Source organism: Leptospira wolffii serovar Khorat str. Khorat-H2 (assembly GCF_000306115.2).
Taxonomy (GTDB): domain Bacteria; phylum Spirochaetota; class Leptospiria; order Leptospirales; family Leptospiraceae; genus Leptospira_B; species Leptospira_B wolffii.
On sequence record NZ_AKWX02000004.1, the window covers coordinates 571,029 to 596,469 of the forward strand.

Below are 25,441 nucleotides of genomic sequence, written 5' to 3' on the forward strand. Positions count from 1 at the left end.
AAAAAACCTCGGACATAAAAAATCCCCGCTTTTTAGGGCGAGGATTTTTCGAAGATTTCGATGGATCGGAGATTCGATCAATCTTGGTTTTGTAGAGAGTATCTGGAAATTTCCAATACCTTAAACTTGGTTTCGGCTCCGCCCAGATTCAAGGAAGCGGTATCCCCAACTTTCTTTCCGAGCAGGGATTTACCCAATGGAGATTGGTAGGAGATGATGTTTCTCTCCGTATCCGCGTCCCATGCTCCCAAGATGGAATAAGACAGAGACTCTCCGCTGGATTCGTTCTTGAGTTTGACCGTGGTTCCGATATTGATTCTGTCCGTTTTAACGTTGGATAGATCCAATACGATTGCGCCTTTCAGCTCCGCTTCCAATTTCTTGATCTGAGCTTGGAGTTGGACCTGACGTTCCATAGCTGCCTTGTATTCCGCGTTTTCCCGTAAGTCCCCTCTTTCTTGAGCCTCTCCGATATCTCGGGAGTTTTCCAACATTTCCACGTTGACCAAATGCTCGAACTCGGCCTTTTTCAGATTCAAGGCACGGCGAGTGACTAGAACCGCATTCTCCGGAATTCTTGCGAGAACATCCTCGTCTTCGTCTTCTTCATCCTCGTCTTCCCAGACTAGATCCGGTTTTAGAGAACGAATGAGAGACATGAGTCTATCTTTCTCGGTTTCCTCTATATAAGGAACCTCGCGATAGAGAGCATATACTTTACGGATATATTCGGAGTCTCCGTTTTGGATGGCTTCGGAAATCACCGCAGCATCGTTTCCGAAGAGAATTTCCTGGCATATATTCTTGAGCTTGGTCCCCTTCTCCTCTATTTTGTTCAGAGGTTTGAGAAGACGCAAAACTCTCAGGATGAGATCCTGTCTGGAAATATGCATCCATTCTTCTTCCCAAGTACGCCAGAGAATGGACTTAGCTACCCATAGGAATACCTCGGGGTTTTCCTTGGCACGACTGGTCGCGGTTTCGATGAACAAATTCAGTTCTGCGGATTTACCGTCCGCTTCCAGAACGGAAACGATGTATTTGTTATTCTTAACGGGAACTTCGAATAGAAGACCCACAAGAATATTGACCCAATCGGAATGGTATTTTTTTACCAGATCCACGAAGGATTTCTTGAGATCCAGGTTGGTAATCTTGGAAGAAAACTCCAAAAGCTCGTCTCTTTGCAGGGACTTGATGATCTTCGCCACATCGTCCGGCTTCTGGTATCTTTGGAAATCGTAAGGAGTTCCGTCCTCTCCTTCCATGACGGAAGCGACCTCGTCCAGATACAGATACGCCACGATCTTACGGAAAGGATCGTGAGTTTGCTCTTCTTCGAAATAATGATGCGCAAAAGTATCCACCGCGCTCTCTGCCTCTTCCTTGTTGCGAAGCGCTTCGATTGCGATATCCAATCTCTTAGAAGGATCGGTATTCGCGTTGAATTTCTCCGTCAATTCCTCGGCAAAGGTGATGGGCTTTTCGCGATACCAGAGTTCGTCCTTCTTCTTAGGATTGAAACCTAGGTTGTCCTCTTTCTTGATAACGTTCTTGGCTTTGTTCCACCATTTAGACCATTCTGCTAACGGAACGAACTTGCCTGCGATCTCCCCTTTGATGTCGGCGACAAGCATATGGTTCTCGAAAGAAGTCAGAAGTTCCTTGAAGAATCCGGGCAGGTCATTCTCGAATAAGTCTACCACGGAGGCCTTGTCTTCGTAGAATCTCACCCAGATATGATCCCCTTTCAAAGGCTTAAGGCTCGTAATCGCCATCTGGATGGAAAGTTTATGATTCTTTTTGTCTTTGAAGTCGACGAAGATGGAATCTCCGTTAGGCGAAATGGAGACGATCTTGCCGACTCCCCAGTTTCTGTGAAGAACGTAGTTGCCGGTGTCGAATACGATGTTTCTCTCGAAGTTGGAGATACATACCTTGACCGGTTTTCTGTTATTTCCCAACTCGGACATCTTGAGGAAGTCTTCCAGCAAGCTATGGTTGGCATATTTCAGTTTGTATACTCGGATGAGTTCGTTACGGGCCTTATTGGATACCGGTTCGTGATCCAGGATCTTCTTGAGTAGATAGATAACTCTGTCCCAATCTTCGGTGATTTTAAAAGGCTCTACTAAAGGATAAAGATACCCGGCCAATCTGGTTTTTTCACGGTGTCCGAGAAGAATACGCTCTATCTTTTCTACGAATTGGATATCGTCGTAGCTATTCGTAACGAAGATCGGCCAGATTTCCTCGAATTGGATATAATCCTTGGTCTTAGCGAAAGTCTCGATCGCCTGCTTTAAGTAGGTTACCGCCCTCTCTTTGTTTTCTTCTAAGATAGCTAATGCGTATTTCTTTGCGATTTCAGGATTTTTACGGTCCTGCTTGGCGAGCTTTTCGAGAACAGGTTTGAGTTCCTTATTCTTCTTGAGCTTTTCCAAGGCCTCCGCCTTGAAACGGAGTGCATAACGATCCTCACCGTATTTTAGGATATTATCGGTGATATGCTCGATGATAACCCATTTGCTCGCCTGTTTGAACGAATCCAAAAGATTTTTGAAATAAGTCGCCGCATCGATGCTGCCTTTTTGTAGACCCAAAATCCCGAGCAAATATCTTGCCGAAATACTCTCCGGGTGATCCTGCAAATGCTCTTCTAATTTGCCCTTTGCAGCGTCCAGGATTCCTGCGGATTGAAAAGATTCGATAAGATCGTCGTAGATTTTAAATTTAGATGCAGGAATGGAATTTGCGTCTGAGCGGACATAGATCTCCTCGTTAAAAAGAGAGGTCAGCTTGTCCAAATCGCTGGCAGGCTTAGTTTCCGCGGTTGTCGCAGTTTCGTTAGACATAGGAATTACTCCGCCGATTGGGTTCGGCATTCAAAAGTTGGTTCGGATGGGCGGTTTTTTGTATTGTGGAAGCCCTTTCTAAATCAATTATAGCAGCAAAGGGTTATACGTAAACCAGAATTTGGCCCTTGGGCCCTGTCGCCCCTAGATACGATTTTCGCTTCACGAAAATCATTCGGGGCAAGCCCCCTTTGGCGGGAGAATTTCTCCGGAGCTACTCAGAACAACCCCTCTGGTAATGGATTTTCCAAGTTCGCTCTGGAGTCCCCTTTTCTGAGAAAAATTCCCTCGAGTTTGCTCCAAGCGGACCTGGTGTGGGAAAATTCCTCTTGAGTTTTACAGAGCCATTGGCACTGGACCGTCTTTTTCAAATCTGACAAATGCAGCTTCCTGAGCCAATATTCGCAAATGCCATTCAAGTCGCAGGGAGAATACTTGTCGAATTTACACAAAATATTCCCTTAGAGACCCTACCCTGCGAAATACGAATGGAAATGAAATCTTCTTTCTATATTTCCTTTCCAGCCTTTCCATTCGGAATTTTCAAATCAGACTCTTATTGATGGCAAATCTTCAGCAAAAAGCAGAGAAGGAGCGGATCCAAAAGCGGAGGAGGTGGTGGTGGCGTCGGATTGATGGTGCCGTCCGGGATCGTATCGTCTATATCCGGTGGAGGCGCCTCGGGGAGAGTATCCGGAACATGCCAACCCAAACTGCGAAACTTATTCCCGACAGCCCTTCCCCATACCTGGAATCCGGCCGGGCTCGGATGAATCAGATCGATAAAAGTAAGGTCCGCCCTGGGAACCAATGCCCCGGGAAACAAAGCAAGCTCATCCCAAACGCGTAAGTACTCGATCTGCCTACGACTAGACATCTCCGGGTAATATCCCTCCAATGCCCCCATTCCGAGAGAAGTCGCGAACCCGAGACTCAATAGAGGAGTTTTCAACGGTTCCGAAAAATTCTTTCCTTGGCTGACTATACCGCCTGCAGGATAATTTCCGATGAGTAGGATTTTCTTATTCCTACGCTGGAACACGCTGATGATTCTCTCCACATTCGTTCTCGCTCTCTCTACGGCCATTGCCACAAGCCAGGGCGCCACATAAAAAAAGGGGGAAGCATAGTACATATCATTTCCCCCGATTTCAAAGGCAACCTTGTTGGCGGTGATGTAATTCGGGTTTACTGGGCTCCCATTCGGAAACACTACAAAGCATTTTAATAAATGATCAATCAAATCAGAAGTCGTCCAACCAGCCACTCCGAAATTCTGTACATTCCAATTTACAATATCCGCGCCAACCAAGGCATTCATATTGGTATAATTATAAGGGGGAAAATCGCCAAAATCGGAACGGCTGTCTCCATACATAGTGACCGTAGTTTTGGAATCATATTGCAAATATTGAATGTAATTAGAGGGACTTATTTGATCCTGCATGGTATCGCAATCCAATTGGCGCCCATTGCCTTCATAATACACCTGGGCGGTAAGATTCGATGCAAAGATCGTGATAAAACAAAGTAAAACATATCTTTTCATATTTCAAAAATCCGTTACCTTAATGCTATAGCTGCAGCTTGAGTATAGGTTGGAGCTATCTTCAGGAATAACACGTAAAGCGTATCTATAATAAGAGGATGGATAAATCGTGCAATTCAGCTGATTCCCCGATCCGATAACCGTCCCTCCTATATTGCAAGTACCGGAGCCGGAAGGCGGATATAAGAAAGCATTATCAAAAAAATCACAATAATACAAGAGCGCTCGCAAATGGCAACCACTGCTATCAAGTAGTGTAAGCTCTATATTTGTCCCATTAGGCCCGGGGCCCTTTTTGATTCCCAAGCCTTCATTCGTCGTAACCTCTTGGTCATTCGCGATACTTCCATTCACATTCCTACAGAAGTATTCCTTCGGATTGAACCCACCGTCCAAGTATAGTACGTATAAATACTGCAAGAATCCGTTCGGGTCTCCCTCCTCTTCCTTTGTCGGACAGCCGAGAACACCCAAGGCTAATAGGATCAATAAAAAAGATCGCATTCGAATCATAGTTCTTCTCCCCTGCGCATCTGCTCCCGGATCACTGCTTCTCGGATCCGAACCAGCCATTGCAAATTCTCCTTTTGGAATTCGAGATCCATAGATGAGTCTCTTTGATCCGCCTCTTGTAGATAACTATACAAATAAATCCCCGCGGACACATTCAATTTTAAAGATTGCCGTTCTTCCGCAGTCGATTTCTGGATTCCGCTCAGTTGTTCCGTATAATAAGAACTCATTTGTGTTAGGTGAATGTCTCTGATTTCCCTTAATTGAACCGGAGAGATCCGTTTAGGCCAAACCAAATTTCCCTCCTCCCAGGATTGGAGATCTGTTTCCAACTCTCCCGGAGCAAGTCCCGGAAAAGAAAAGGTCTCCGAGAGTAGATTTGCGGATTTTTGAATTTCCTCCGGTTGGTTCCAGCCGGTTTCGGTGAGTTGTTCCTCCAATGCTTCTAAGGCCTGGATTTCCAGGATAGATGGTTGTAGAACGCTTGTTTCATAAATTTTCCAGGAGAGCAAGGCCCTTTCAAAACGCACGAAAGCTTTGGTTCTCATGCCTAAGCTTAAATCCAAACTACAGCTCCAAACGAAAAGACATAGCAGGACACGGGTCAAAATTCTTCGCATTTGCATTTCCGCCAGGAATCTGCAACCTACGCAGATCTACAAATATCCTGAAATAGAATATTTCTACATTGTCAATAGAGAAATATTACAAGAGCGGAATATTAGTTCCGTTTGAGAAACCTATAGCAGCTGTTATACGAGAAAAGAAATGATCAAAAATCGGTAAATATACTCAGAGTAAATCCCGAGTAAACGCGGAAGCGTTATATCGAGGGATCGAGGGACAAATAAAAAACGCGGGAAACATCCCGCGTTTTTCCGAAAGTTTAGAATTTGGGACCGGTCTTATTTTCCGCCGTTTCCGCCTTCGCATTCTTTCTCGGCTTTCACCTTCAACATTTTGTCCAGTTTACGTTTTGAACGGCAATCTTCCGCATCGAAATCGATGGAAGCTCCGTCGAAGTGAACTTCGAATACGTCGGAAAGAACGCGTAACTCGTCGAAGAAGAGATATACCGTCTCACCGCTCGTATCAGGACGGGAACGAATCTTGAATTGTTTGAATACAAGAGTCTTTACCTGAGGGAAGGAGTTTACGTCCTGAGGAACCGCTACCGGAACTTCGAAAGTAAGAGGTCTCCATCCGATGAAGTCCAGATCTCCGAATTGGAAGATATGGGCATCGCCTTTCCAGTCTTCCAGCCATCCTTCCAAATTGTACTCGTTTCCACGACCGCAAACCCAAACGGAAACCGCTTTAACGATACCGGGGAATTCCACACCGTAGATTTTGAATTCTTTGCGTTTGTTGTTCGCGTCCAGATAAGCCATTTTACGAGTGATTTCGTATTCCGGAGTACGAGGAGGACGAATGGTAACCGAGTTTTCTCCGGGGAAAGTAAAACCGAATTTCACTCCCAAGACCTTACCGTTGGTTGCGTCCACATTCTTGATATCGCCGGGCTTTCCGTTGATCAGCTTTACTTCTCTCAATGCCTGAGCATTGGAAGCGACAGGTTGATACGCTGCCGTTTGGCCTTGTGGAACCGGAGTATCCTTATCTGTGGTGACTTCCCAACCATAAGGAGCTGCACCGGGAGGATTGTCCCAGGATTCTACGGTGATGGAACGCAATTCCATTCCGCTCACATCGATTCCGGTAGGAGATTCGATCCCGCCCTTCTTCTTTTTGATGTATTGCGCGCTGACTCCTCCGATCAGAAGAACCGCGGAGATTCCGAGTGCGAGAGACGCAGTGATTTTGAATTGTTTGCTCAGGCTTTTCATGAGTAAATCCTTATACCGGAAGATCACCAGTTGTCCTTGATTTCCGAACCCGGATACTTCGTATCAGATTTATCGGCACGAACTTCCAAATCGTCCACGTAAAAGTAGAAGCTTCCTCCCACTTCATGAACGTCGCTAGTCACGAACAGAGATACGAATCTGAGGTTCTTATCCAATAATGCGAAACGTGTACTTTGAGGAACGAATCCCGGAACGGTTGCGGTGAGTTTTCTCCAACCGAAATAATCCAGGCGACCCAAACGGATATTATGGGTTTTTCCCTTATAGTCTCTCAACTTTACGAAGAGAGTATGGCGGAATTTTCTTCCCAGAGCCCAAAGAGAAACCTGACGAGCCTTTCCTTTGATCACGTATTCGTGAGGAGGAAACACTTCGACGCGATCGAAACCGCGGTCGTTATAATAGGTCTTAATTCCGAGAATATGATTCTTCTCGAGTTGGTCTCCCCCGTTATCCGGTACGGTATTCTCGTCGAATACGTCTCGGATGAGTCCTCTCTGGACCATCTTGAGAGTCTTGGTCTCTCCCAGAGGGGTAGTAGACCTAGCTCTCCAGTCCTCCGATTCTTCGAAGTTCTCGAGAACAATTTTCTCCAGGGGATCCGGTTGGCCTTGTGCCTGACCGCCCTGGTTCCCTCCTGCAGGCTGACCGTATGTTCCGGTTAAAGCCAAGAAAAAGAGAACGCTAGCAAAAAAGTACGTCTTTTTCCCCATGAGAATATCTCCTAAAGATTTAGTGCAATCCTATCTAATTCTGAGAGGGAGGAAAGTCCGCTTCGCTCAGTTCCCCGTCCTGAATCAGGTCTTGGAATTTGCGAAGAACTTCTATCATTCTGCCGACTCCTTCGGCAGGAATGAAGATGGAGGATTTTTTGCTATTGGACCACTCGGAAACTTTTAAATAGTAACCGTTCTCGTTGCGTTTTAGATCTACTAAGAACTTCTTGTTCTGAGTCGCGACCTTCTCCGTAAGGATTTCGGGGTCCAAATAGATTTCTCCTTCCCGTCTCTGTGTATAAATATCGGTAGTCTAAGTTCCAAAATTAGCCAAGTAAAAAGTTTTTTGGCGTACCGACTAAAAAAGCGAAGATTTTTAGAAAAAGGCCTCCTTTTCTCCGCCGAGAACCGATCCAATCGGGGAACCTACCCGCCCAGGCCATTTTTCGGAATCTTTCGGGAAAGATGCTGGTCTTCCTACCAAAATGGGAGAAAATCGATCTCGAATGAGACATAGTTCGAACTTCGGAGGCAATCCAGGCCATTCTTCTGGAAAGAAACGAGTGAAACTAGGCCGATAGAAGTCGGATCCTTGGTTGAAATCTCATTGCCCCGAGGAGTTCCTTCTTCTCTGCCAGATGAGAATACCTATGATCCAGATATAATTCAGGGCCAAAAGCCCCGAAATCCCGTAAACCCCCGTCTTGATCAGTGCTCCTTGGGGATCGGAAAGAGGGAGTAATATCTTCGGTTTGGGAGGAATATCGAATCCGTATTTCTTTCCTGCCTCCTGTACCGCTTCCAGATAGTAAGGGTAAAGCCCGGAAGAAGAAAGCGATTCTCCTACATTCGGACTCTCCTTTTCCCAATCGCATACGGAATCCGAAATCTGGGGACAGGCGGCCCAGGCCAGAACCGGATCCCCCTCCTTCCAATCGGAAGAAACCCACGGCGCCACATGGAAGTATAAAGGTTTCGTAATGGATCCCGGAGCCTTGGCCTTCGTGGTGGCCGTCACCCTGGATTGGTATTTATAAAGAAAATAGAAATTCTTGAGCTGAACGATCCTAACATGGAAGATCCCGGACTCGGTTTGGATGATGGTTTGTTCCGGAGTTCTGAGTCCCAAAAAGAATCCGAAGGCATGGCTTAAATACAATCCGGAGAGAGGAGCGGAGAGAAAACCCAAAAACAGAGCGAAGAAGATCGCATTTCCATACTGCTTCGTGAGCCTAAGCGTTAGAAAGAATAAGGGAAGAAATAGAAATCCTAAAAAAGCGACCGTGGAAAATACGGATCCGAAAAGGCCGATTGGCAAAAAAAGCGCGGCCATTCCGTTTACGAATAAAAGTCCGAGACCCAAAATCCTCCAAGGAGGCTCCGGTCTTTTCGGCCTTTGGTTTTCCCAGTTTTTGACTAATGCAAACATAGGGTTCTTTCCCATCCGGTCCGGGAGCTAAGGTCTTATTGTGAATCGATGCTCACTAAAAACCCGAAATCTTTTTCGGATCCGAATCCATCTATTCTACGACGACGGAGGAAGTAAATCTACTCCAGATTTTTGCCGCCTGGCCCTCGAATCTTTCCGGAAAAGCCAAGGAAAACATGATCCCCCTCCCCCCTCTCAAATAGAACCCTTCCCATAGGACGATTCGGGTCTTACGACCGTCCGGACTCACGGAATCGAATACGGTCCTGTACGCGTCTCCTTCTTTCTTTCGGAGATAGTTCCATTCTCTCATTGTTCTAGGATTGATCCCCCGCAAGGAATCCCAGATCCAATAGTAATTCTTGGAATCGATCACGGAAGAATGATAATGCAAGGTAGTGCCTATCGTAAATACAAATCGGTCGGGTCGAAAAAATAGAATGCCTTCCGAATTCTTCCTATATTCGTTATCCCATGTAGAAGGTTCCTTCTCCGCGGGGAGGTCCCTATAGAATCGATGCACCTGCCAGAGATAATCGGAATCTTCTCCGGAAAATTCCTGATCCTGGTCCGGGAACAGATATCGAAACTCGGGATCCAAATCCAAGGAATAAGCGAAATCGTTACTTCGAATCCTCAATATGCTGGGATCCCAACAACCGAAAGGATCCGTTAGGCGCTGGAGTTCCTTCTCCTTATGAGAATAATGGCCCAGATATTTACCGAGTAGCCTTGCAGTCTTTTCATAAGCTTCCGGAACGATCTTTCCATACTTGGTTTTATAACAGAGCAAAGAACCCTTCAAGAGTCGGATCGCAGAATAGGGATTTCCGTGTTTTTGTAGAGCCTCGGCCTCGCTATAATGCAGATCCAATTCTCCACTCGCAGGAAAAACCTCTCTATAATCCCTATCCAAGATGATCTCGACTCTTCCGTCCTTATAAAATCGGTAATTTCTGCCTCTAGAATCCGTCTTCCAGACGTAATGCGCACTGAAACGGAAGGCAGACTGGAGCCGATTGTGTAGGATCTCCTCCTTTTTTTCCTGGTCGCTAAACCAAGGCTGACGGAGCAAAGGATCGATTTCTTGAGAGGACATAGCCGCCGGAAACAGTAGAATCCATGAAAAAGTGAAGAATACTAGGTTTCCTCGATACGATTTTAGCGTCGCTAAAATCACTCGGGAACCCGCGAGGATAGTCCGGATATATCTCACCCAAAGACCTGAAGAACCACTTTTATAGAACACGTCCGTTACTCATCATTGCGCCAAGGGCAACGTCCAGAGTGATCTCCCCAAAGGGAAAATTACATCGAGGGTCAACGAAATATACCTTCTAATTCCTTTAAAGAATTGATTCCCACAAGTTCCAGCCCAGGAATCTTTTCGACCTCGGGAAGATTTCCTTTAGGAAGATAAACGGCTTCCATTCCGATTCCCTTCAATTCTTTTAAGCGCAAGGATACCTGACCGACAGAACGAACTTCTCCGGAAAGTCCTACTTCTCCCAAAACGGCGGCGCGAGCTCGAACCGGTCTATCCGTAAAACTAGAGAGAATAGAAGCGCAAATTGCCAGGTCTAATGCGGGCTCGTCTATCTGCAATCCACCCGCCAGGTTTCCGAAGATATCGCATTGAGACAATGTGTGACCCAGATATTTTTCGATTACCGCCGCAAGCTGAATGAGTCTCCTTGTATCCGGACCTTCCGCCATTCTTCTCGCCATGGAATAATTGGTCTTACTTACCAAGGCCTGAACTTCCACGCTCAATGCTCGACTTCCCTCTAAGACGGAACTGATTACGGATCCGCTTTTTCCTTCGGTCAAGGAACTGATGAATACTCTCTGTCTGTCCTTGACTTCCTTAAGTCCAGACTCTGTCATTTCGAAGACGGCAAGATCTCCCACCGCCCCGAATCGATTTTTCACGGCTCTTAGAAGGCGGAAATAATTCAGACGATCCCCTTCGAAATACAGGACGGTATCCACCAAATGTTCCAACACCTTGGGTCCTGCAATGGCTCCGTCCTTGGTGATATGACCGGTCATCAAGATGGGAATGCCGGTGCGCTTTGCGGTCTCCAATAATACTTGAGTACATTCTCTCAACTGAGTGACCGTTCCGGCTTGGTTGGGCAGAGCCTCTCGAGTCAGAGTCTGGATGGAATCTACGAATACGATATCCGGAGAAATGTCCTCCACCATGGCCGAAATATTTTCCGCATAGGTCTCGGAGGAGAGAAGAAGTTGCGAGGAAAGCACTCCCATTCTCGCGGCTCGTAGGCCTACTTGAGAAGAGGATTCCTCTCCGGATATATAAAGAATTTTGCATCCTTGGGAGATTAGGCTGCGGCTAATCTCCAAGATCAATGTGGACTTTCCGACTCCCGGTTCTCCGCCTACTAGGATCAAGCTTCCAGGAACAAGCCCTCCTCCCAAAACCAAATCCAGCTCAGAGAGTCCTGTGACGAGTCTTCTGGTATCGTCCTCCGGAACCGAATCCACCGGAACCGGCTCCTTGTATACGGCGCTTTTTTTAAAAGAAGTAGAAGCTGCGGAAAAACGATCTCCCCCCGACTCTTCTACAATGGTATTCCATTTACCACAAGAATCGCATTTGCCTGCCCAGCGAGGAAATTCCTGTCCGCAAGCCTGGCAGAGAAAGATTTTCGTAATCTTCTTTTTCAATGTTCGAAGAGTGTCTCCATTTCCAACCAATCTATTTGGTTGAATACAGGCAGACAAGAGAATGCTTCCTGCGCGAGTTCGTATCTACCTTCCCGCAAGAGTATTTGGCTTAACTTTTGTTGAAGGGAAATCAAATACAAAACGTCTCCGGACGCATATTCTATCTGATCCTTTGTGAGAATTTTCGCTCCCCAATCCGAAGACTGGTTTTTTTTATCCAGATTCTCGTCGAAGAATTCGCGGATGATATCCTTGAGTCCATGTCTATCCGTATAAGTGCGCGCGAGTTTGGATGCGATCTTGGTGCAAAAAACTCCTTTGGTCCGGATCCCTAGTCTATATCTTAAGAAGAGAGTATCCATACGAGCGAAATGAAAGATCTTAGTGATATCCGGATTCTCGAATAGACTTTGGATGCGAGGAGCCTCTGTTTGGTCCGGAAGAATCTGGACCAAACTGACTCTGTTTTTGGAATCGCAGATCTGGACAACGCAGAGTCTGTCCCTTCTTGGATTCAGTCCCATCATTTCGCAATCCACTGCCAAATGATCGTCTGTAAGATACTCTTTCATTCTTTCTTCGGAAAGATCTCCGGGAAATAGGTCCGGTTTTGCGTTCGTTCGGTTGGATGCCATAAAGCCAAAATAATCCGCTTCGGCTTCCCGGTCCGCAAGAAAAGACCGGACTAGAACGGGGATTTTTTCCTTTTCTAACTCCGGAATCGGTAAACCATCGTCATAAATTCCGTATCTATTTGTAATTTCCGGAACTGAACGGAAACCGGTGGAAACGGTAAGATTCTACAGAAGTATTATTTAGAACCGGGAATTCAGAATGAAAGCCATCCTTAGCACTCGTATTTATGAGGAAAAACAGGAATCTCGTTTCGAGTTCCTTGCCGGAAAAACGGAATGCATAAGCGACTGCGGAAACTATCGCTTCTTCTTTAAATGCGTCAAGACCGCAGGCAAATCCACTTATTCTCCCATAATAGAATGGATTGGAGAACGTAGACCCCAGGCAGGCCTCGAACTTTTGACCTTCGAGTGGGAACTCCCTTCTCACGAGATCTCTTCGGGAAAAATTTTCCGGCACGGTTACCAGTCTTGGAGCCTTTCTCATTCCGAGGATATCCAGGCCGCGGATGTTTCCCCCAAATTGTCCTTCTTACAATATTCCCAGGAGAATATATATTCGGAACATTCCGGAACGGAAGGAGAATGGATTTCCGAAATGTTCGTCATTCTTCTTCCGGAGTCCGGCGACCAAAAATATTTCGCAGGGGCGATTTCCAAAGGAGAAGAAGGAGTCAAGTTCCGTGTATTCTCCGATTCTTCGAACAATAAGAAAGAATTCCTCGGCGGAAACATTCGCGTAGTTTACGATCTATATCGGTTCGAGGATTTCAAAGGGAATAAGATGCCCCTTACTCAGATCCGAGTTTCCTCCTTCAAAGGAGAAGAAGCGGTCTTTTTGAAAAACTATTTCTCCGAGCTGGGTAAAAATCTAAAAGTAAAACTTCCCCAATTACCCGTCCCCACAGGCTGGTGCTCCTGGTATCATTACTTCACTAAAATTTCCGAGAAAATCATCCTACAAAATTTAAAGGAATTAAGAACCAAGAATCTGGGAGTGAAGGTATTCCAGATAGACGACGGATACCAACTGGAAATCGGGGATTGGCTGGAAACGAACGACAAATTTCCGGGAGGAATGAAATTGCTCGCAGAAGCGATCCATTCCGAGAAGCTTATGCCGGGGATTTGGCTCGCTCCTTTTTTGGTTCGTAAAAAATCCAAATTCTTCCAGAAATTTCCGGAAGCTGTCCTCAAAGACAGGGAAGGCAATCCCGTTCCCGCGCTTTGGAATCCGAATTGGGGAGCGGATTATACCTATACCTTGGACGTGACCCATCCGGCCTCCAAGGAATTTCTCGCGAACGTAATTAAGACTTTCGTAAAAGACTACGGATACAAATACCTCAAGCTGGATTTCCTTTATTCGGCGCTTCTTCCCGGCTGGACCTACGACAGAAGCGTATCACCTCATACTCGTTATATGGACGCGATTCGATTGATTCGGAAGGTCGCGGGTAAGGACATTTTCCTACTAGGATGCGGGGCGCCCATTCTTCCCTCCGTGGGACTCTTCGACGCGATGAGGATTTCCTGCGACGTGGCCCCTTTCTGGTACAGAGAAAAAACGAGAATCCTAGTAAAAGATAGAAACGGTTTGTGCACCGAAAGAGCCCTTATCAACGATATCACCAGAGCCTCCACCCACCGCACTCTTTGGTACAACGACCCGGATTGCCTCTTAGTACGTCAGAAGAAGAATAAGATGACGGAAGGCCAGACTAAAATCATGGCGAGCGTCATGGGAGTCTCCGGAGGAATGCTATTCGTGTCCGACGAACTCGCGCTTCTTTCCCAGGAAAGGGAAGATCTACTCAAGAATACGCTGCAATTACAAGCGAAATGTAGGAACAAGACTCCCCTACCACTCGGCCTAGGGCAGGATTTCTTTCCGAACGCGATATACAATCCCGCAGGATATCTGGGAATCTGGAACCCATCGGACGAGAAGAAGGAACTCCAGCTCGATCTTTTCTTTCCTTGGGACAAGAAGAATCGGATCGACTACTGGACCGGAACTTCTCCCGAAAGTTTGGAAATCGATTCCAAAAAGAAAGTTCTCCGAATCACTCTGGAACCCTGGTCCACGGTGGTCCTACATTCCGGAAAACAAAGTTGACTCTCTGCGAATTCGAGCCCAAAATTGCCCCTGCGTGTCGGAAATTTTCTTCCCGATTCGTTTCGGGAAAACCGCAATAGGGAGTTTCACACAATGAAATCTTTTCAAAAAAGTCTCGGACTGATCGTTTTGGCGGTCGTTCTTTTCTCCTTCCAGAACTGCTTCATTCTGGATTTCATCGCTTCCGTATCCCAATCCGTTTCCAAATCATCCGATTCGGCGGAAAGTCTCTCCAAGTCCATCACTTCGGTTGTATCTTCCGTTTCCTCTTCTTCCGCAGACGAGGCGGCCGACAAAAAGGCCTACAAGAGAGAAGTGGAAACTCTTACCGCTTTCTATCTGCAAAACGGTCCCGCTTCCTCAGAGTTCGAATCGGATCTCGCGGAACTCGCCTCTAAAAACGGAATCGTAAACTGGAGATCCTCCGAATCCACCTATGTTTCCATAGGAAGAGGATTGAAAAAGGCCGGAATGCCGATCCAAGAATTCAAGAATTTCTCCGAACCTTTCGCGGCAAACCGTCCTTTCGTAGCTAAGGCTCTCGAAAAAGGATACAACTCCCTCTAAACTTGTCGTTCGATTTTTACAGGCGGCTTTTATCCAAGAGCCGCCTCTTCATTCTATTCTTATTTATTCCATTTTCATTATATTCTCAGGACAAGTTTCTGGATTTCGTATATGTGGACGCCAATACAGGCCAATCCAGCGGAGGGCATTCCGCTCTTAGATTCGGGGATACCGTTTTTCATTTTCAATATTATCCGGACGGGATCTTTCGAGCGGTTCGAGAACCTTACAGTCGCTTCTCCTATTCTTATAATATCTATTCCAATCGAACGAGTAAGATCACAAGAATCCGACTGAAAGAATCGGATTTCGAAAAAATCCAGGAAGGTTTCGACAAGGTCTCCGTATTGCAATTCAAGCATTTGAATAATCTGGACTCTCTCCGAAAAGACCTTCGATTCCTATCGGAACTCGCTTCTCCGAAAAGAAAAATCAATATCCGCTCTCTAGGTTATTTTGCTCCGGGAAATAGGTCTCCTTGGATGGATAAAATCAGGGAAGAACTCTATAAGAAGAAGGGGAAAGAATGGATCGGAAAGGTCCGATCTTCCTTGAAGGCGGAATTGGAAAAAGCGGTCGAGGAGAAAAGATTCGAGTCTTTCCAGGTTCTTCCGGAGGTCGCAAAGGATAAGTATCCGTTCTACAAAGGAGGCCCGTCCTCTTGGTTTCTTTCTCGCTTGGAAAAATTAGCGGCCTTAGAATTACTTAGTGGGGACTTCGGGCTTTCAGAAGATACGATCTTCGAATCCTCATCCGAAGGATTCTCGGAAGAAGAGAGAAAAAGACTCGTTAAATTACAGGAATCCCTTTTCGAGAATTCGATCGGACTACTGGAAGAAAACGATTCCGGATGGGGAAACACATTCTTGGTGAATCTAGCAAGGATCCTAGTTTTGGAAAAGTCCTTGGAAAACGATAGAGCCACCTTCCTTATTTCCTTTCCGGAAAACGTCGAAACGATATCTGTTTCTACCATATTAGAAAATAAGGATTCTATAAAGAAGGATTCCGGGATTCTACTGGAAGCTGCGAGAAACATTAGGCAAGAATTCGGGACTTCAAACAATCCGAGCGAGGATCTATACCGCCTCTGGGAAGATCTGGAAAATCGGGATTGGGAGCTTAGAACCGGAATGTCTAGGAACATATCCATCCGAAACACATTCGATCCTTTATCTCCGAATCTTTCGGGAGAAAGGATCTATCCCTTCCCGATTCCCTCGGAGAAGGAATTAAAAAATCTGATCTCCGTCGCCGAAAAAAGAGAGAAAGATTATTACTCAGAACTTAGGATATTTTACGATTTTAAACTTATCCGCAGGAATTGCACCACGGAATTATTCGACGTTCTGGATGGATCCTTGAGCGAGGAAGAATACCGATCCGCACTGGGAAAAAGAATCGATCCGGTCAATTCGTTAGCTTTCATCCCTTTTTTAGCTTACGAGGCGATTCTGGAAAACTGGGCTCCCGAGGAAACCGTCGAAGAACTCTCGTATCGCAAAGAGGAACTCCGGAAAATGTATGAGAAAGGGAGTTCTTGGAAAACCTATCTTAAGGAATCCAATACTCTCAGTTCCAGCCTTTATAAATCTAACGCGGAAGATTCTTCCTTCCTATTCTTCACGGACGATATCCTGCTTCTAAGACCTGTATACGGAATAATCAATTTAGGTTGGGGACTGGGGAATTTCGGATTGGGAATTTTCACTCTTCCGTTCGACAAAGGGAAGCGGGTCCAAGACGGACTTCAGTCCGCGTTCTTCTCGCTACCTGAATTAATCTTTTTTAATATTAGAAAAGGATCCTTTCCGAACGCCCCGGACAAAAAAAGGGAAATTCCAAGTCCCTCAAAAACGAATGAGTAAATAACTGGAATCGTCCCGGAATTCCCGGGTAGGAAGGCTGGCCTTGCCGAATGCCTTGATCTTTTCCTCGTATTCCGATATTTCCGCATCCTTCTTCCTCAATTCGGCCAAATCGACGAATAAGGGGCTGGATAGGTTATTCAATAATCCGTCGCTATATAAAAATAGTACGTCTCCAGGAGAATAGGAAATCTCGTGGGATTCGAATTCCATCGTGTCCATGATTCCGAGGAGCTGCCCCGATTTTTCGTTCAATAGCTTTTGGCCGGATTTTTCATAAAGTGCCGGAAAAGGATGTCCTCCCCTCGCATACGTAATGGTTTTTTTAGAAAGATTTAATACGACCACCGCAGCCGTAAGGCTATGAGTTCCGATCTCTTGGGAAAGTTCCGCATTCATTCTCTTGAGAATATGCGACGGATTCGGATCTTCCTTGTAAGCTTCCCTGGCAACGCTAGTCATCAATAGTCCGATGAGTCCGGAAGTGACCCCGTGATCTTCGATATCGCCGAGCAATGCCAAAACATTGTCGCCTACTTTGGAGAGAACGTAAAAATCCCCGCTCACGAAGGACGCGGGAGTATTGTCCACCGCCACCTGCAAAGGAGAAAGATCGGGTACGGAAAGAATTTTTTTTTGGATCTTAGAAGCAAGTCTGAGATCTCTTAGTATACTCTCGTCCCTTGCTTCCTTCTCCTTTAAAAGAGTGTAATAATCCAGTGCTCTTTGAACCGCAATCCTTACCGTCTGTAAGGAAAAAGGCTTAAGTAGAAAATCGGAAGCCTTATGGGTCAGGGAAGTGACCACATTATTGATATCCCTTTCTCCGGTCATCATGATGACCTGGGTGGCAGGATTCAGATTTTTGAAGTAAGGTAGGACGTCCAACCCGCTCGTTCTAGGCATATGAATGTCCAGAAACACGATCGGGTTGCTTTCCTTTTCGAAGTATTCTTTTCCCCGATCCACGGAATCAAAAAAAGTGGAATTATAACCGAGTTTAGAGAGTAGGACCTCCAACGCTTCGCCGACATCCCGATCGTCGTCTATGATCAAAATCTCAGGCTTGATGTTGATTGCTGTCATTTATTCGATCCTAGAGAATTCCCGAGTCTCGGAAATTCTGGCAACGATAGAATCATACTCCTCGTCGAACAAGGATTTTTCGAGATACGAATTAATGCAGGAGACCATCTCCCCGTAAGTCCATGTGTACGGCTCGCCCGTTCTTTGATCTAAAACTTTTTTGGAGTGGATCGCTCCGGAGAGACTTCGAAGATTCTCTTTTTTAAAAGAACGGAGAAGGGCCCGAAACTCCCCTTCTTTTTCGGGAGCTAAATAGCGGAAATTCTTGTGAAAGAGGACCGCGTCGTGAAAATATTCGGGAATATTAAAGGCTCCCGCGGCTCCGATTTTTTTCGCAAGCATTCGGATAAATAGAGTGATCTCGTTCATGATATTCAGGCCGGGATACTCCTGGCCCTCGAAAAGCTTCTTCTTTTCCCCTAATTTTCCCAGGCGTACGTTCTGGCTCAGGAGCCAATCGATATAAACCATCGGAAAGGATTCTTGGACCTTCTTGAAGAGAAAATCGGAGAATTTCAATCTCATATGTACGAGTATCTCATTCTCTTTTGTCTTGATGAAAATACGATTGTCCACATCGGAGATTCCGTGGATCTCCAATTTGGTTTCCTTAAAGCCCCGGAAAGAAAGAATCTCAAACATGCCGGCTTCTTGCAGTAATTGATCCACCTCGGAGGCGGAGAAACGATTGAATAGAGTGTCCTCTATACCCAGGTGGGTCTTGAATTCCCGATTTACGTCGATCAATCCCAATGCGTCTGGATCGATATAATTTTGCCCTGAGGCGGATTTATCTGAGCTGGAGAATATACTCATATTTCTAAACTAAAGAGGCGAACACCCGAATAGTATTGAAATGAATCCGAACAGTATCGTGGAAATTCCTCGCATATCCACCCGCAGGAAGAATCACTACGGGAATATCCAGAGAATCCGCGAAGGCCTTCACGGTTTTATCCCTTAATTTCAGTCCTTCGAAGGTAAGTTTTAAGTCGCCTAGCGAATCGTCTTCGAAGGGATCCGCCCCGGCAAAATAGTAGATTAGATCCGGCTTGAATTTTTCCCGAATCGATTCCAGTCCCTGTTCCAAGGCGGCTAAATATTTCTTATCACCGGTTCCGTTTTCTAGAGGCACGTCCAGACTGGACTTCTCTTTCTTGGGATATAAATCCTCCTGGTGCATGGAAAAAGTCCAAACGGACTCGTCTCCTTGGAAAATTCTCGCGTTTCCATTTCCCTGATGGAGATCCAAATCCACGTACAAGACCTTTTTTCCCGGATGCTTTTGCAGATAAAGTTTCGTGGCCACTGCGGCATCGTTCAGATAGCAGAACCCTTCCGCGCGGTCCGGCATACTGTGATGAAATCCGCCGCCGATATGATATACGTATTTATAATTTTCGGTAGCTTCCGTCGCGAGGACGGTTCCTCCCACCCCCAGGCAAAAACTTCTCACAATGGCCTGGTTCAAGGGAAGTTCGGAATACATAGTGCGATCGGTGTATCGCAAATTCATAAAGTCGGAGAGAAATTCGGGGGTGTGGACCAGGCTCAACTCCTCCGTCCCGACCGGAGCCGGTTGGAGGGCCGGCAAGGAAGAAAGTTTCGGATCTTCCTTGACTTGATTGTAGATCATCGCGTATTTTCTTGCTGGGAATACGTGCGGCCCTAAGTCCATATTGTATTCCGGATGATAAACTAGTGCGAGCCGTTCTAACTGTTGTCGCAAGGGCGCTTGCCTTTTTTTTCCCAAGCTTAGTCTTCCGTTTCGCCTCGTAAAGAACGAAATCGCGTCCTTAAATACGTCCAAATTTTCGGAGGTCCCCATTCATGTTTAGCCCGGAAAAGAAAACGAAAATCGTCTGCACGATCGGCCCCTCTTCCTCTGATGAAATTACTATAACGGCGCTTTTACGGGCGGGAATGGACATCGCGAGGATGAACTTTTCCCACGGAACCCACGAAGACCACAAAAGAGTTTTCGAAAAACTTCGAAAATGCGAATCCGATTCCGGAGTTCCCTTGGGAATCATGGCGGATCTCCAAGGTCCGAAAATCAGAACCGGCAAACTCCGGGTTCCCCAGATAGATCTGGAAAAGGGAAAAAAGATCCGACTCTTGGGCGATACCGAATATCTGGGAGATTCCGATGCGATCGGAACCACTTATCCCGCGATGATCGATGATCTTCGTTCCGGAGACAAACTGTTGGTCGACGACGGTAAACTCGTTTTGGAAGTGGAATCCAAAACGGGAAAAGAAGCCGTTCTGAAAGTTATAATCGGAGGCATATTAAAAAGCAACAAAGGAATCAATTTGCCGGGAACTCCCATCTCCGCCCCAGCACTTTCCGAGAAAGATCTGTCGGATCTGAAGTTTGCGCTCAATTTAGGAGTGGATTACGTCGCATTGAGCTTCGTAAGAAGAGCCTCCGACCTGGAACTGGCTCGAGAAATCATGAGAGGGACCCAAACCGGTCTGATCGCCAAGATAGAGAGACCCGAAGCCATTCGTAATATCGACGAAATCATAGACGCGGCCGACGGAATCATGATCGCAAGAGGTGACCTGGGCGTGGAATTGGAAACGGAAAGAGTTCCGGTTCTTCAAAAAGAATTAATATATAAGGCCAATAGAGCCGGTAAACCCGTGATTACAGCCACACAGATGCTGGAATCCATGGTGGAAAATCCGAGACCCACTCGAGCCGAAGCGAGCGATGTCGCAAACGCCGTTATGGACGGGACCGACGCGGTCATGCTTTCCGGAGAATCCGCCAGCGGAAAATATCCTGTGGAATCCGCCGAGATGATGGCAAAGATTTTGAGAGAAACGGAAAATCTGGACAGAATCTACGAGATTCATTGGAATCTGAAAAAAACCGAACTAGAAGTGGAAAGAGCGGCTTTAGGATCCGCGGCAAGGGAAATCGCTCACGATATAAACGCTAAAGCCATCGTCAATTTTACGCGGAGCGGATACTCTGCTTTGATCACTTCCGAGATGCGCCCCAAGGTTCCGATCCTATCTTTCACACCTTACTTGGCGACGGCCCGTAAGATGAAATTATACCGAGGGGTGCAGCCCTACGTAATGCCTTTTATGGAAACCTTCTTCGACATGATCCGTTATATGGAAACCAAACTTCCGGAAGACGGGATGCTGACTCCGGGAGATATAGTCGTGATTCTCTCCGGTGCTCCCGGTGGGCAGGCAAAATCCGTGGACTTTTTACAGATTTATAAGATTAAATAAGATCACGTCCGCTTTCATTTCCCAATATATAAAGAAATCCTTTCTTACTTACTGGAAGAAGAAGCCGGAAAATGGACTTTTCCGTCTATGATATCCGATACGATGGTTCGAAGCTCGTCGTAAGGAGGCATTTTTGCGAAGGCGATATTCGAGGTAGAATGGGTCACGGCTCCGCTTTGTGGCACGTTCATTCCGATGATGAATTCCAAGCCTCTTTCCTTCAAAAAGGAAGAAGATTCCAAATTGATCTCTCTCACCAATTTACCTTCCTTATCATACACGGAAAATACATAATAATAAAACAAGTCCCCTTCTTTCTGAAAACTCTCTCTGGCAACTACGATGAAGTCCTTATACAAAAAGCTATCGAAGCGGAAATACTTTATGCTTTTGATCCTAGGATCCTGAGATTGATTTCGGATTCGAAAGAGATCCTTTCTGTATTTATCCGATTCGGAGAATTCTTTCAATCGAAACGAAGTCTCCAAAAGAAGGCTCACGACCGGATAACCGTCCGGATCCTGGGAATACGCCGAACCTAGATGTTTTTTTGCGTTCGACCAATCCTCTTCGTTAAAATAGATACGACCTAAATTAAAATTCGCAGTCGCATCTTCCGGGTTCAATGCAAGAGTCTTGGAGAAAAACTCCTTCGCTTTTTCGAAATCCTGCTTCTCCGAATAGAGCAATCCCAGCATCGTCAACGCATTCGGAGAGTTGGGCTCGAGAGCGACGCAATTCAGAAAAGATTTTTCCGCTTCCGATCGATTGCCGGAAATATAATAGGTCGCCCCTAAGAGATCGTGATAAATCGGATGATTCGGATTGAGTTGGATCGCTTTCTTTAAATAGGTTTGCGCATTCTTATCCTCGCCTATACGAAAATAACAAAGACCGATCCGATAAAAGAGCAAATCGTCTTCCGGCGTGGTTTTTTCGTATTCCAGAAGAATTTTCAAAGCGGATTTGAAATCCTCTTTCTCCACGAAGTGTCTGGCCTTGTCCAAGGGGGATTCCTTTTCCTCCTTGGCCGACAATTCGGAAACGAAGGAAAAAAGAACTAAGACAAGAACTCCGAATGTAAGAACGGTACGTTTCGAAATGATGGTATAAAAGACGTTCAACTGAATTCTCCCTATCCTTATTTAGTTATATCCGTCGGATTCGTTTTTCGGACAAGGACTCGTTCATAATAAACGGATTCCCGCATCCGCAAACTCTTTCAAAACCTCTCTGGAAATCCGAGCTTTTTGGTTTCTCTTTTCCTTAATATGAGTGAGGTAACGGAGAGAAAAAAGAATCCCGCCTTCCTCTATATTCACATAAATAATAGGACTCGTCTTACCGAGTCTCACCAGATAGTTCTTAGAAAGCTCACGAACCGAATAATCTATCTTATGCTGGTCTATCACGGAACCGTTATGTAGAATCCCGTTCAATATCTTCTCCGCCGCTTCCCAATCGGATCCGTAAGGAAGCTTGAGTCGAAACTCGTCCCAAACGAATCCTAATTTTTCCTTAACTACATAAACCTTATGCAGAATCACGGAATGATTCGGAAAATGGACCAAACGATTCGTGGATTGTTCCGATTTGGGATCAGGGCTCAGTTCCATTAAGGTAAAGCGGTTGATCCCTATATTGACGACGTCCCCCTTGATTCCGTCCAACTCGATCCTATCCCCCACCTCGAATCCGTTACTCCCGTGGATCAAAAACCAACCCACATAGTTGAGCGTGATGTCTTTTAAGGAAATTACGATACCCGCACCAGCAAGTCCCATGACCGTAGGAAGATAAGCCAGACCGGAAAAAATAATGGGCAAAAGAGAAATCGCGCCGACTAGAACGAATAAAATCCGGGTCAATCTCCTACGATTGTATCGCACCGAATTGTCCGCGGGAGGTCGGACCCGATCCACGATCGTAACGAACGTCTTATAGATCACCACCAGACTCAGGATAAAATATACGATAAGAATGAATTCTTCCGTAATCGATCTTTCCTTCACTTGTAAAAGATAGAAAGGATTGATGAGCTTAAGTATTTCTTCCATGACCGTAAAAAGAAACCCAAAGGTAGAGCGGCTCCGGGCGAAAGCAAGGTTAATTTGTTAAGGAGCGAGTGTAAATCTAAGAGGAACTTTCTGATAACAGGTTTCGTTCTTGCCGTTCGCTGCACAAGGAGTGTATTTCACTCTTTCCAATATTTCTATGGCAGCAAAATCGAAATCCGGAAAATTACACGAGTTACTCTGGATACAATAATTCTTTAAATATCCATCTTTTGTCACTACGATATATGTAATCACGGAACATTCGGATATTCCTATATCCTTCGCGGACTGAGGATAGAAATCACTCAGACTAAAATCGATCGAAAGATGAATATAACCTCCTTCTTGATATGTCGATTCGCGAATATTACCGTTCACTATTTTGCCGCACGAAATTCGTTTTTTATCGATCCGACCCTTAACGTATTCGCCATCCTTACTTTTATTCTGGAAGTTGATTGCAATACTATCCTTGGGCGAGATTAGACAGAGCGAAAATAGAAATAATAGAATTTGAATCGACTTCATTCTTCTACAAATAACCGCAACTGAGAATATATTCCGCGTTCTTCGGAGAAAGTCATAAATTGAGATTTTTTTTTCAAAACCGAGTGGATAGAGACGCAAAGTTATAGGATTGTCGGTCTTCTTATAACGAAACCGGAAAGGCTAAAATTCTTTTTTCTGCTTTCGAAATGCTCGGGCGATTTCTTCCAGTTCCACGGGAATATCCCAGGCCGGCTTCCCGGGCGCCTCCAATAGAACGAAACGCACCGAATTTCCCACATTCTTCTTATCGTGAAGAGTATGTTTTGCAACTTGGACGGATTTGCTTTTGTCTTTGTAAGGCAAGTCGTAAGCGACGAGAATCTTGCGGGTCTCCTCTATCCAACTAGGATCCAAACCTTGTTTTTCGGTAGAGAGTAGAATCGCGGTAAAGAGTCCGATCGCAACGGCCTCTCCGTGAGAATATTTTCTATATTGAGTCAGGGATTCTATCGCGTGAGCAGTCGTATGTCCAAGGTTCAGGATCTTTCTAAGTCCTAATTCTCTTTCGTCCTGGCTGACCACCTTCGCCTTAAAACGAACGGATCCTTCGATCAATTCCTTCAGCACGGGAGAGGTATGGTCGTAAACTTCCTCTCCGTGAGAACGGATCTTTTCCAGATATTCTCCTCCGGAAAGCAGGCCGTGTTTCACAATCTCCGCCATTCCGCATCTCCATTCCTTCTTAGGTAGAGTGGAAAGAGCAATCAGAGGAACGAAAACGAATTCGGGTTGGTAGAAGGAGCCGATCATATTCTTGCCCAGATCCGCGTTAACCGCAACTTTCCCTCCCACCGAAGAATCAACACATGCCAATAACGAAGTGGGGACTTGGGCGAAACGTATCCCTCTTTGGAAGGTGGATGCGATGAATCCGGCAAAGTCTCCTACGACTCCTCCTCCCAAAGCGATGATAAGACTCTTGCGATCGGCACCGAGCTCTATGAGCCGGTTATAAACTTCGGCCGTGCGAAGGATGTGCTTATTCTTCTCCCCGCCTTTAAGATAAATTTCGTGGACGGGCAGACCTAATCCCGCGAGTTCCGGTTCGTAAAATTTGGAGAATAATCCGGAAAGCTTTCTTTCAGTAAGAATGAAAACGGAAGATACTCCGGAGACGCTTCCGATTGCCTTTCCAAATCCCCTAAAATCGGGATATAAGGAAACGTTATATTCTTTCGAGAATGCTCTTATCTTGATTTCGGGGATCGTATTCATTTATCGTATACCCATTGGCTGCGTATGAAAGGGGACGGCTTGTATTTACCTAAGGAAAGGTATTCCTTAATGTCCGGTCGAATATCCATCTCCAAGACCGCGCCGAGCGGAAAATAACCGAATCCGGTAATAGCTTTTTCCTTTAAGTTCACCGTCGGATCCTGCTTCTTTACCGTGGTCAGAAAAACCAGTTGGATAAGATGCCGATTTCCTTTAGGATCGATGGATTCGTTCAGAAAAAGAAAACTGGAGCTAGTCACATCCAGAGAAAGCTCCTCCTTCAATTCTCTTTTCAAGGCGTCTTCGGCATTTTCTCCGAATTCTATCCCGCCGCCGGGTAATAACCAATAATAGGATTCCTTCTTCTTTTGCTGCAATAGAAGGATTTCTCCCTTCCGGTTCCGGATGAGTGCCGCTACCCTGACCCTAAGTCCTTTTTTCTTGAAAAAGAAATCCATATCCTACGATC

General features: G+C 45.8%; 22 protein-coding genes. 4 read left to right on the forward strand and 18 right to left on the reverse strand.

The features are described 5' to 3' along the window. Positions 1–77: 77 nt before the first annotated feature. From greA to LEP1GSC061_RS02690, 10 genes are all read right to left on the reverse strand, one after another. Positions 78–2,855 carry a transcription elongation factor GreA gene (gene greA, locus LEP1GSC061_RS02630; protein WP_016543372.1) on the reverse strand — a complete coding sequence of 926 codons (2,778 nt, stop codon included), beginning with the start codon at positions 2,853–2,855 and terminating at the stop codon, positions 78–80. A 556-nt stretch (positions 2,856–3,411) separates the two neighbouring features. Further along, positions 3,412–4,404 (reverse strand): SGNH/GDSL hydrolase family protein, encoded by a 993-nt coding sequence (locus LEP1GSC061_RS21365; RefSeq protein WP_016544142.1) that lies wholly within the window; start codon positions 4,402–4,404, stop codon positions 3,412–3,414. Between the two features lie 509 nt (positions 4,405–4,913). Further along, positions 4,914–5,537 carry a hypothetical protein gene (locus LEP1GSC061_RS02650; RefSeq protein WP_016543856.1) on the reverse strand — a complete coding sequence of 208 codons (624 nt, stop codon included), beginning with the start codon at positions 5,535–5,537 and terminating at the stop codon, positions 4,914–4,916. Between the two features lie 285 nt (positions 5,538–5,822). After that, on the reverse strand, positions 5,823–6,764 hold the full coding sequence (gene flaA1, locus LEP1GSC061_RS02655; RefSeq protein WP_040507992.1) for a flagellar filament outer layer protein FlaA1: 942 nt from the start codon (positions 6,762–6,764) through the stop codon (positions 5,823–5,825). A 23-nt stretch (positions 6,765–6,787) separates the two neighbouring features. Next, positions 6,788–7,498 (reverse strand): flagellar filament outer layer protein FlaA2, encoded by a 711-nt coding sequence (gene flaA2 / locus LEP1GSC061_RS02660; protein ID WP_016543792.1) that lies wholly within the window; start codon positions 7,496–7,498, stop codon positions 6,788–6,790. 34 nt (positions 7,499–7,532) lie between these two features. Continuing rightward, positions 7,533–7,772 carry a PurA ssDNA and RNA-binding domain protein gene (locus tag LEP1GSC061_RS02665; protein ID WP_016544163.1) on the reverse strand — a complete coding sequence of 80 codons (240 nt, stop codon included), beginning with the start codon at positions 7,770–7,772 and terminating at the stop codon, positions 7,533–7,535. A gap of 333 nt (positions 7,773–8,105) precedes the next feature. Beyond that, on the reverse strand, positions 8,106–8,930 hold the full coding sequence (locus tag LEP1GSC061_RS02675) for a hypothetical protein (protein WP_016543415.1): 825 nt from the start codon (positions 8,928–8,930) through the stop codon (positions 8,106–8,108). Positions 8,931–9,021: 91 nt separating this feature from the next. Then, a complete protein-coding gene (locus tag LEP1GSC061_RS02680; RefSeq protein WP_232218347.1) occupies positions 9,022–10,029 on the reverse strand; it encodes an LIC10775 family protein in 1,008 nt (335 codons plus the stop codon). Between the two features lie 221 nt (positions 10,030–10,250). Beyond that, on the reverse strand, positions 10,251–11,621 hold the full coding sequence (gene radA / locus LEP1GSC061_RS02685; protein WP_016543673.1) for a DNA repair protein RadA: 1,371 nt from the start codon (positions 11,619–11,621) through the stop codon (positions 10,251–10,253). Then, the gene (locus LEP1GSC061_RS02690; RefSeq protein ID WP_016543905.1) at positions 11,618–12,256 is read right to left on the reverse strand and encodes a ribonuclease D; all 639 of its coding nucleotides are present in this window, start codon (positions 12,254–12,256) and stop codon (positions 11,618–11,620) included. The genes radA and LEP1GSC061_RS02690 overlap by 4 nt, the downstream gene beginning before the upstream one ends. 199 nt (positions 12,257–12,455) lie before the next feature. Between LEP1GSC061_RS02690 and LEP1GSC061_RS02695 the strand changes: the two genes are divergently transcribed. The 3 genes from LEP1GSC061_RS02695 (at position 12,456) to LEP1GSC061_RS02705 (ending at position 16,810) form a co-directional block, all read left to right on the forward strand. Continuing rightward, the gene (locus tag LEP1GSC061_RS02695) at positions 12,456–14,375 is read left to right on the forward strand and encodes a glycoside hydrolase family 36 protein (RefSeq protein WP_016543849.1); all 1,920 of its coding nucleotides are present in this window, start codon (positions 12,456–12,458) and stop codon (positions 14,373–14,375) included. Between the two features lie 93 nt (positions 14,376–14,468). Continuing rightward, positions 14,469–14,942, forward strand: a complete 474-nt coding sequence (locus LEP1GSC061_RS02700) for a putative lipoprotein (RefSeq protein WP_016544126.1) — start codon at positions 14,469–14,471, stop codon at positions 14,940–14,942. A 113-nt stretch (positions 14,943–15,055) separates the two neighbouring features. Further along, positions 15,056–16,810 carry a hypothetical protein gene (locus LEP1GSC061_RS02705; protein ID WP_232218348.1) on the forward strand — a complete coding sequence of 585 codons (1,755 nt, stop codon included), beginning with the start codon at positions 15,056–15,058 and terminating at the stop codon, positions 16,808–16,810. Here LEP1GSC061_RS02705 and LEP1GSC061_RS02710 read toward each other — a convergent pair. The 3 genes from LEP1GSC061_RS02710 to LEP1GSC061_RS02720 are packed head-to-tail and all read right to left on the reverse strand — an operon-like array spanning position 16,793 to position 19,625. Further along, positions 16,793–17,896, reverse strand: a complete 1,104-nt coding sequence (locus LEP1GSC061_RS02710; RefSeq protein WP_016544017.1) for a SpoIIE family protein phosphatase — start codon at positions 17,894–17,896, stop codon at positions 16,793–16,795. The two genes, LEP1GSC061_RS02705 and LEP1GSC061_RS02710, sit on opposite strands and share 18 nt — an antisense overlap. Further along, positions 17,897–18,712: a hypothetical protein gene (locus LEP1GSC061_RS02715; RefSeq protein WP_016543702.1), complete on the reverse strand. Its 816-nt coding sequence runs from the start codon at positions 18,710–18,712 to the stop codon at positions 17,897–17,899. It lies immediately after the preceding gene. Between the two features lie 4 nt (positions 18,713–18,716). Continuing rightward, complete coding sequence (locus LEP1GSC061_RS02720; RefSeq protein ID WP_198014226.1) at positions 18,717–19,625, reverse strand: histone deacetylase family protein; 909 nt, start codon at positions 19,623–19,625, stop codon at positions 18,717–18,719. A 101-nt stretch (positions 19,626–19,726) separates the two neighbouring features. Between LEP1GSC061_RS02720 and pyk the strand changes: the two genes are divergently transcribed. After that, positions 19,727–21,151, forward strand: a complete 1,425-nt coding sequence (gene pyk, locus LEP1GSC061_RS02725; RefSeq protein WP_016543431.1) for a pyruvate kinase — start codon at positions 19,727–19,729, stop codon at positions 21,149–21,151. Between the two features lie 44 nt (positions 21,152–21,195). On the opposite strand, the gene LEP1GSC061_RS02730 is transcribed toward pyk, so the two are convergent. The 5 genes from LEP1GSC061_RS02730 to LEP1GSC061_RS02750 all read right to left on the reverse strand — a co-directional run bounded on the left by LEP1GSC061_RS02730 (position 21,196) and on the right by LEP1GSC061_RS02750 (position 25,430). Further along, the gene (locus LEP1GSC061_RS02730; RefSeq protein ID WP_016543506.1) at positions 21,196–22,275 is read right to left on the reverse strand and encodes a tetratricopeptide repeat protein; all 1,080 of its coding nucleotides are present in this window, start codon (positions 22,273–22,275) and stop codon (positions 21,196–21,198) included. A gap of 63 nt (positions 22,276–22,338) precedes the next feature. Further along, complete coding sequence (locus LEP1GSC061_RS02735) at positions 22,339–23,208, reverse strand: mechanosensitive ion channel family protein (RefSeq protein WP_016544057.1); 870 nt, start codon at positions 23,206–23,208, stop codon at positions 22,339–22,341. A gap of 57 nt (positions 23,209–23,265) precedes the next feature. After that, positions 23,266–23,586: an energy transducer TonB gene (locus LEP1GSC061_RS02740; protein ID WP_016543772.1), complete on the reverse strand. Its 321-nt coding sequence runs from the start codon at positions 23,584–23,586 to the stop codon at positions 23,266–23,268. 291 nt (positions 23,587–23,877) lie between these two features. Continuing rightward, a complete protein-coding gene (gene aroB / locus LEP1GSC061_RS02745; RefSeq protein WP_016543861.1) occupies positions 23,878–24,972 on the reverse strand; it encodes a 3-dehydroquinate synthase in 1,095 nt (364 codons plus the stop codon). Next, complete coding sequence (locus tag LEP1GSC061_RS02750; protein ID WP_016543642.1) at positions 24,969–25,430, reverse strand: NUDIX domain-containing protein; 462 nt, start codon at positions 25,428–25,430, stop codon at positions 24,969–24,971. The genes aroB and LEP1GSC061_RS02750 overlap by 4 nt, the downstream gene beginning before the upstream one ends. Positions 25,431–25,441 lie beyond the last annotated feature (11 nt).

Excerpts from the sequence above, each read along its gene's own strand:
- greA (WP_016543372.1), bottom strand. The coding sequence starts at position 2,855 with ATGTCTAACGAAACTGCGACAACCGCGGAAACTAAGCCTGCCAGCGAT.
- LEP1GSC061_RS21365 (WP_016544142.1), bottom strand. The coding sequence starts at position 4,404 with ATGAAAAGATATGTTTTACTTTGTTTTATCACGATCTTTGCATCGAAT.
- LEP1GSC061_RS02650 (WP_016543856.1), bottom strand. The coding sequence starts at position 5,537 with ATGCGAAGAATTTTGACCCGTGTCCTGCTATGTCTTTTCGTTTGGAGC.
- flaA1 (WP_040507992.1), bottom strand. The coding sequence starts at position 6,764 with ATGAAAAGCCTGAGCAAACAATTCAAAATCACTGCGTCTCTCGCACTC.
- flaA2 (WP_016543792.1), bottom strand. The coding sequence starts at position 7,498 with ATGGGGAAAAAGACGTACTTTTTTGCTAGCGTTCTCTTTTTCTTGGCT.
- LEP1GSC061_RS02675 (WP_016543415.1), bottom strand. The coding sequence starts at position 8,930 with ATGTTTGCATTAGTCAAAAACTGGGAAAACCAAAGGCCGAAAAGACCG.
- LEP1GSC061_RS02680 (WP_232218347.1), bottom strand. The coding sequence starts at position 10,029 with ATGTCCTCTCAAGAAATCGATCCTTTGCTCCGTCAGCCTTGGTTTAGC.
- LEP1GSC061_RS02690 (WP_016543905.1), bottom strand. The coding sequence starts at position 12,256 with ATGGCATCCAACCGAACGAACGCAAAACCGGACCTATTTCCCGGAGAT.
- LEP1GSC061_RS02695 (WP_016543849.1), top strand. The coding sequence starts at position 12,456 with ATGAAAGCCATCCTTAGCACTCGTATTTATGAGGAAAAACAGGAATCT.
- LEP1GSC061_RS02700 (WP_016544126.1), top strand. The coding sequence starts at position 14,469 with ATGAAATCTTTTCAAAAAAGTCTCGGACTGATCGTTTTGGCGGTCGTT.
- LEP1GSC061_RS02710 (WP_016544017.1), bottom strand. The coding sequence starts at position 17,896 with ATGACAGCAATCAACATCAAGCCTGAGATTTTGATCATAGACGACGAT.
- LEP1GSC061_RS02715 (WP_016543702.1), bottom strand. The coding sequence starts at position 18,712 with ATGAGTATATTCTCCAGCTCAGATAAATCCGCCTCAGGGCAAAATTAT.
- pyk (WP_016543431.1), top strand. The coding sequence starts at position 19,727 with ATGTTTAGCCCGGAAAAGAAAACGAAAATCGTCTGCACGATCGGCCCC.
- LEP1GSC061_RS02735 (WP_016544057.1), bottom strand. The coding sequence starts at position 23,208 with ATGGAAGAAATACTTAAGCTCATCAATCCTTTCTATCTTTTACAAGTG.
- aroB (WP_016543861.1), bottom strand. The coding sequence starts at position 24,972 with ATGAATACGATCCCCGAAATCAAGATAAGAGCATTCTCGAAAGAATAT.
- LEP1GSC061_RS02750 (WP_016543642.1), bottom strand. The coding sequence starts at position 25,430 with ATGGATTTCTTTTTCAAGAAAAAAGGACTTAGGGTCAGGGTAGCGGCA.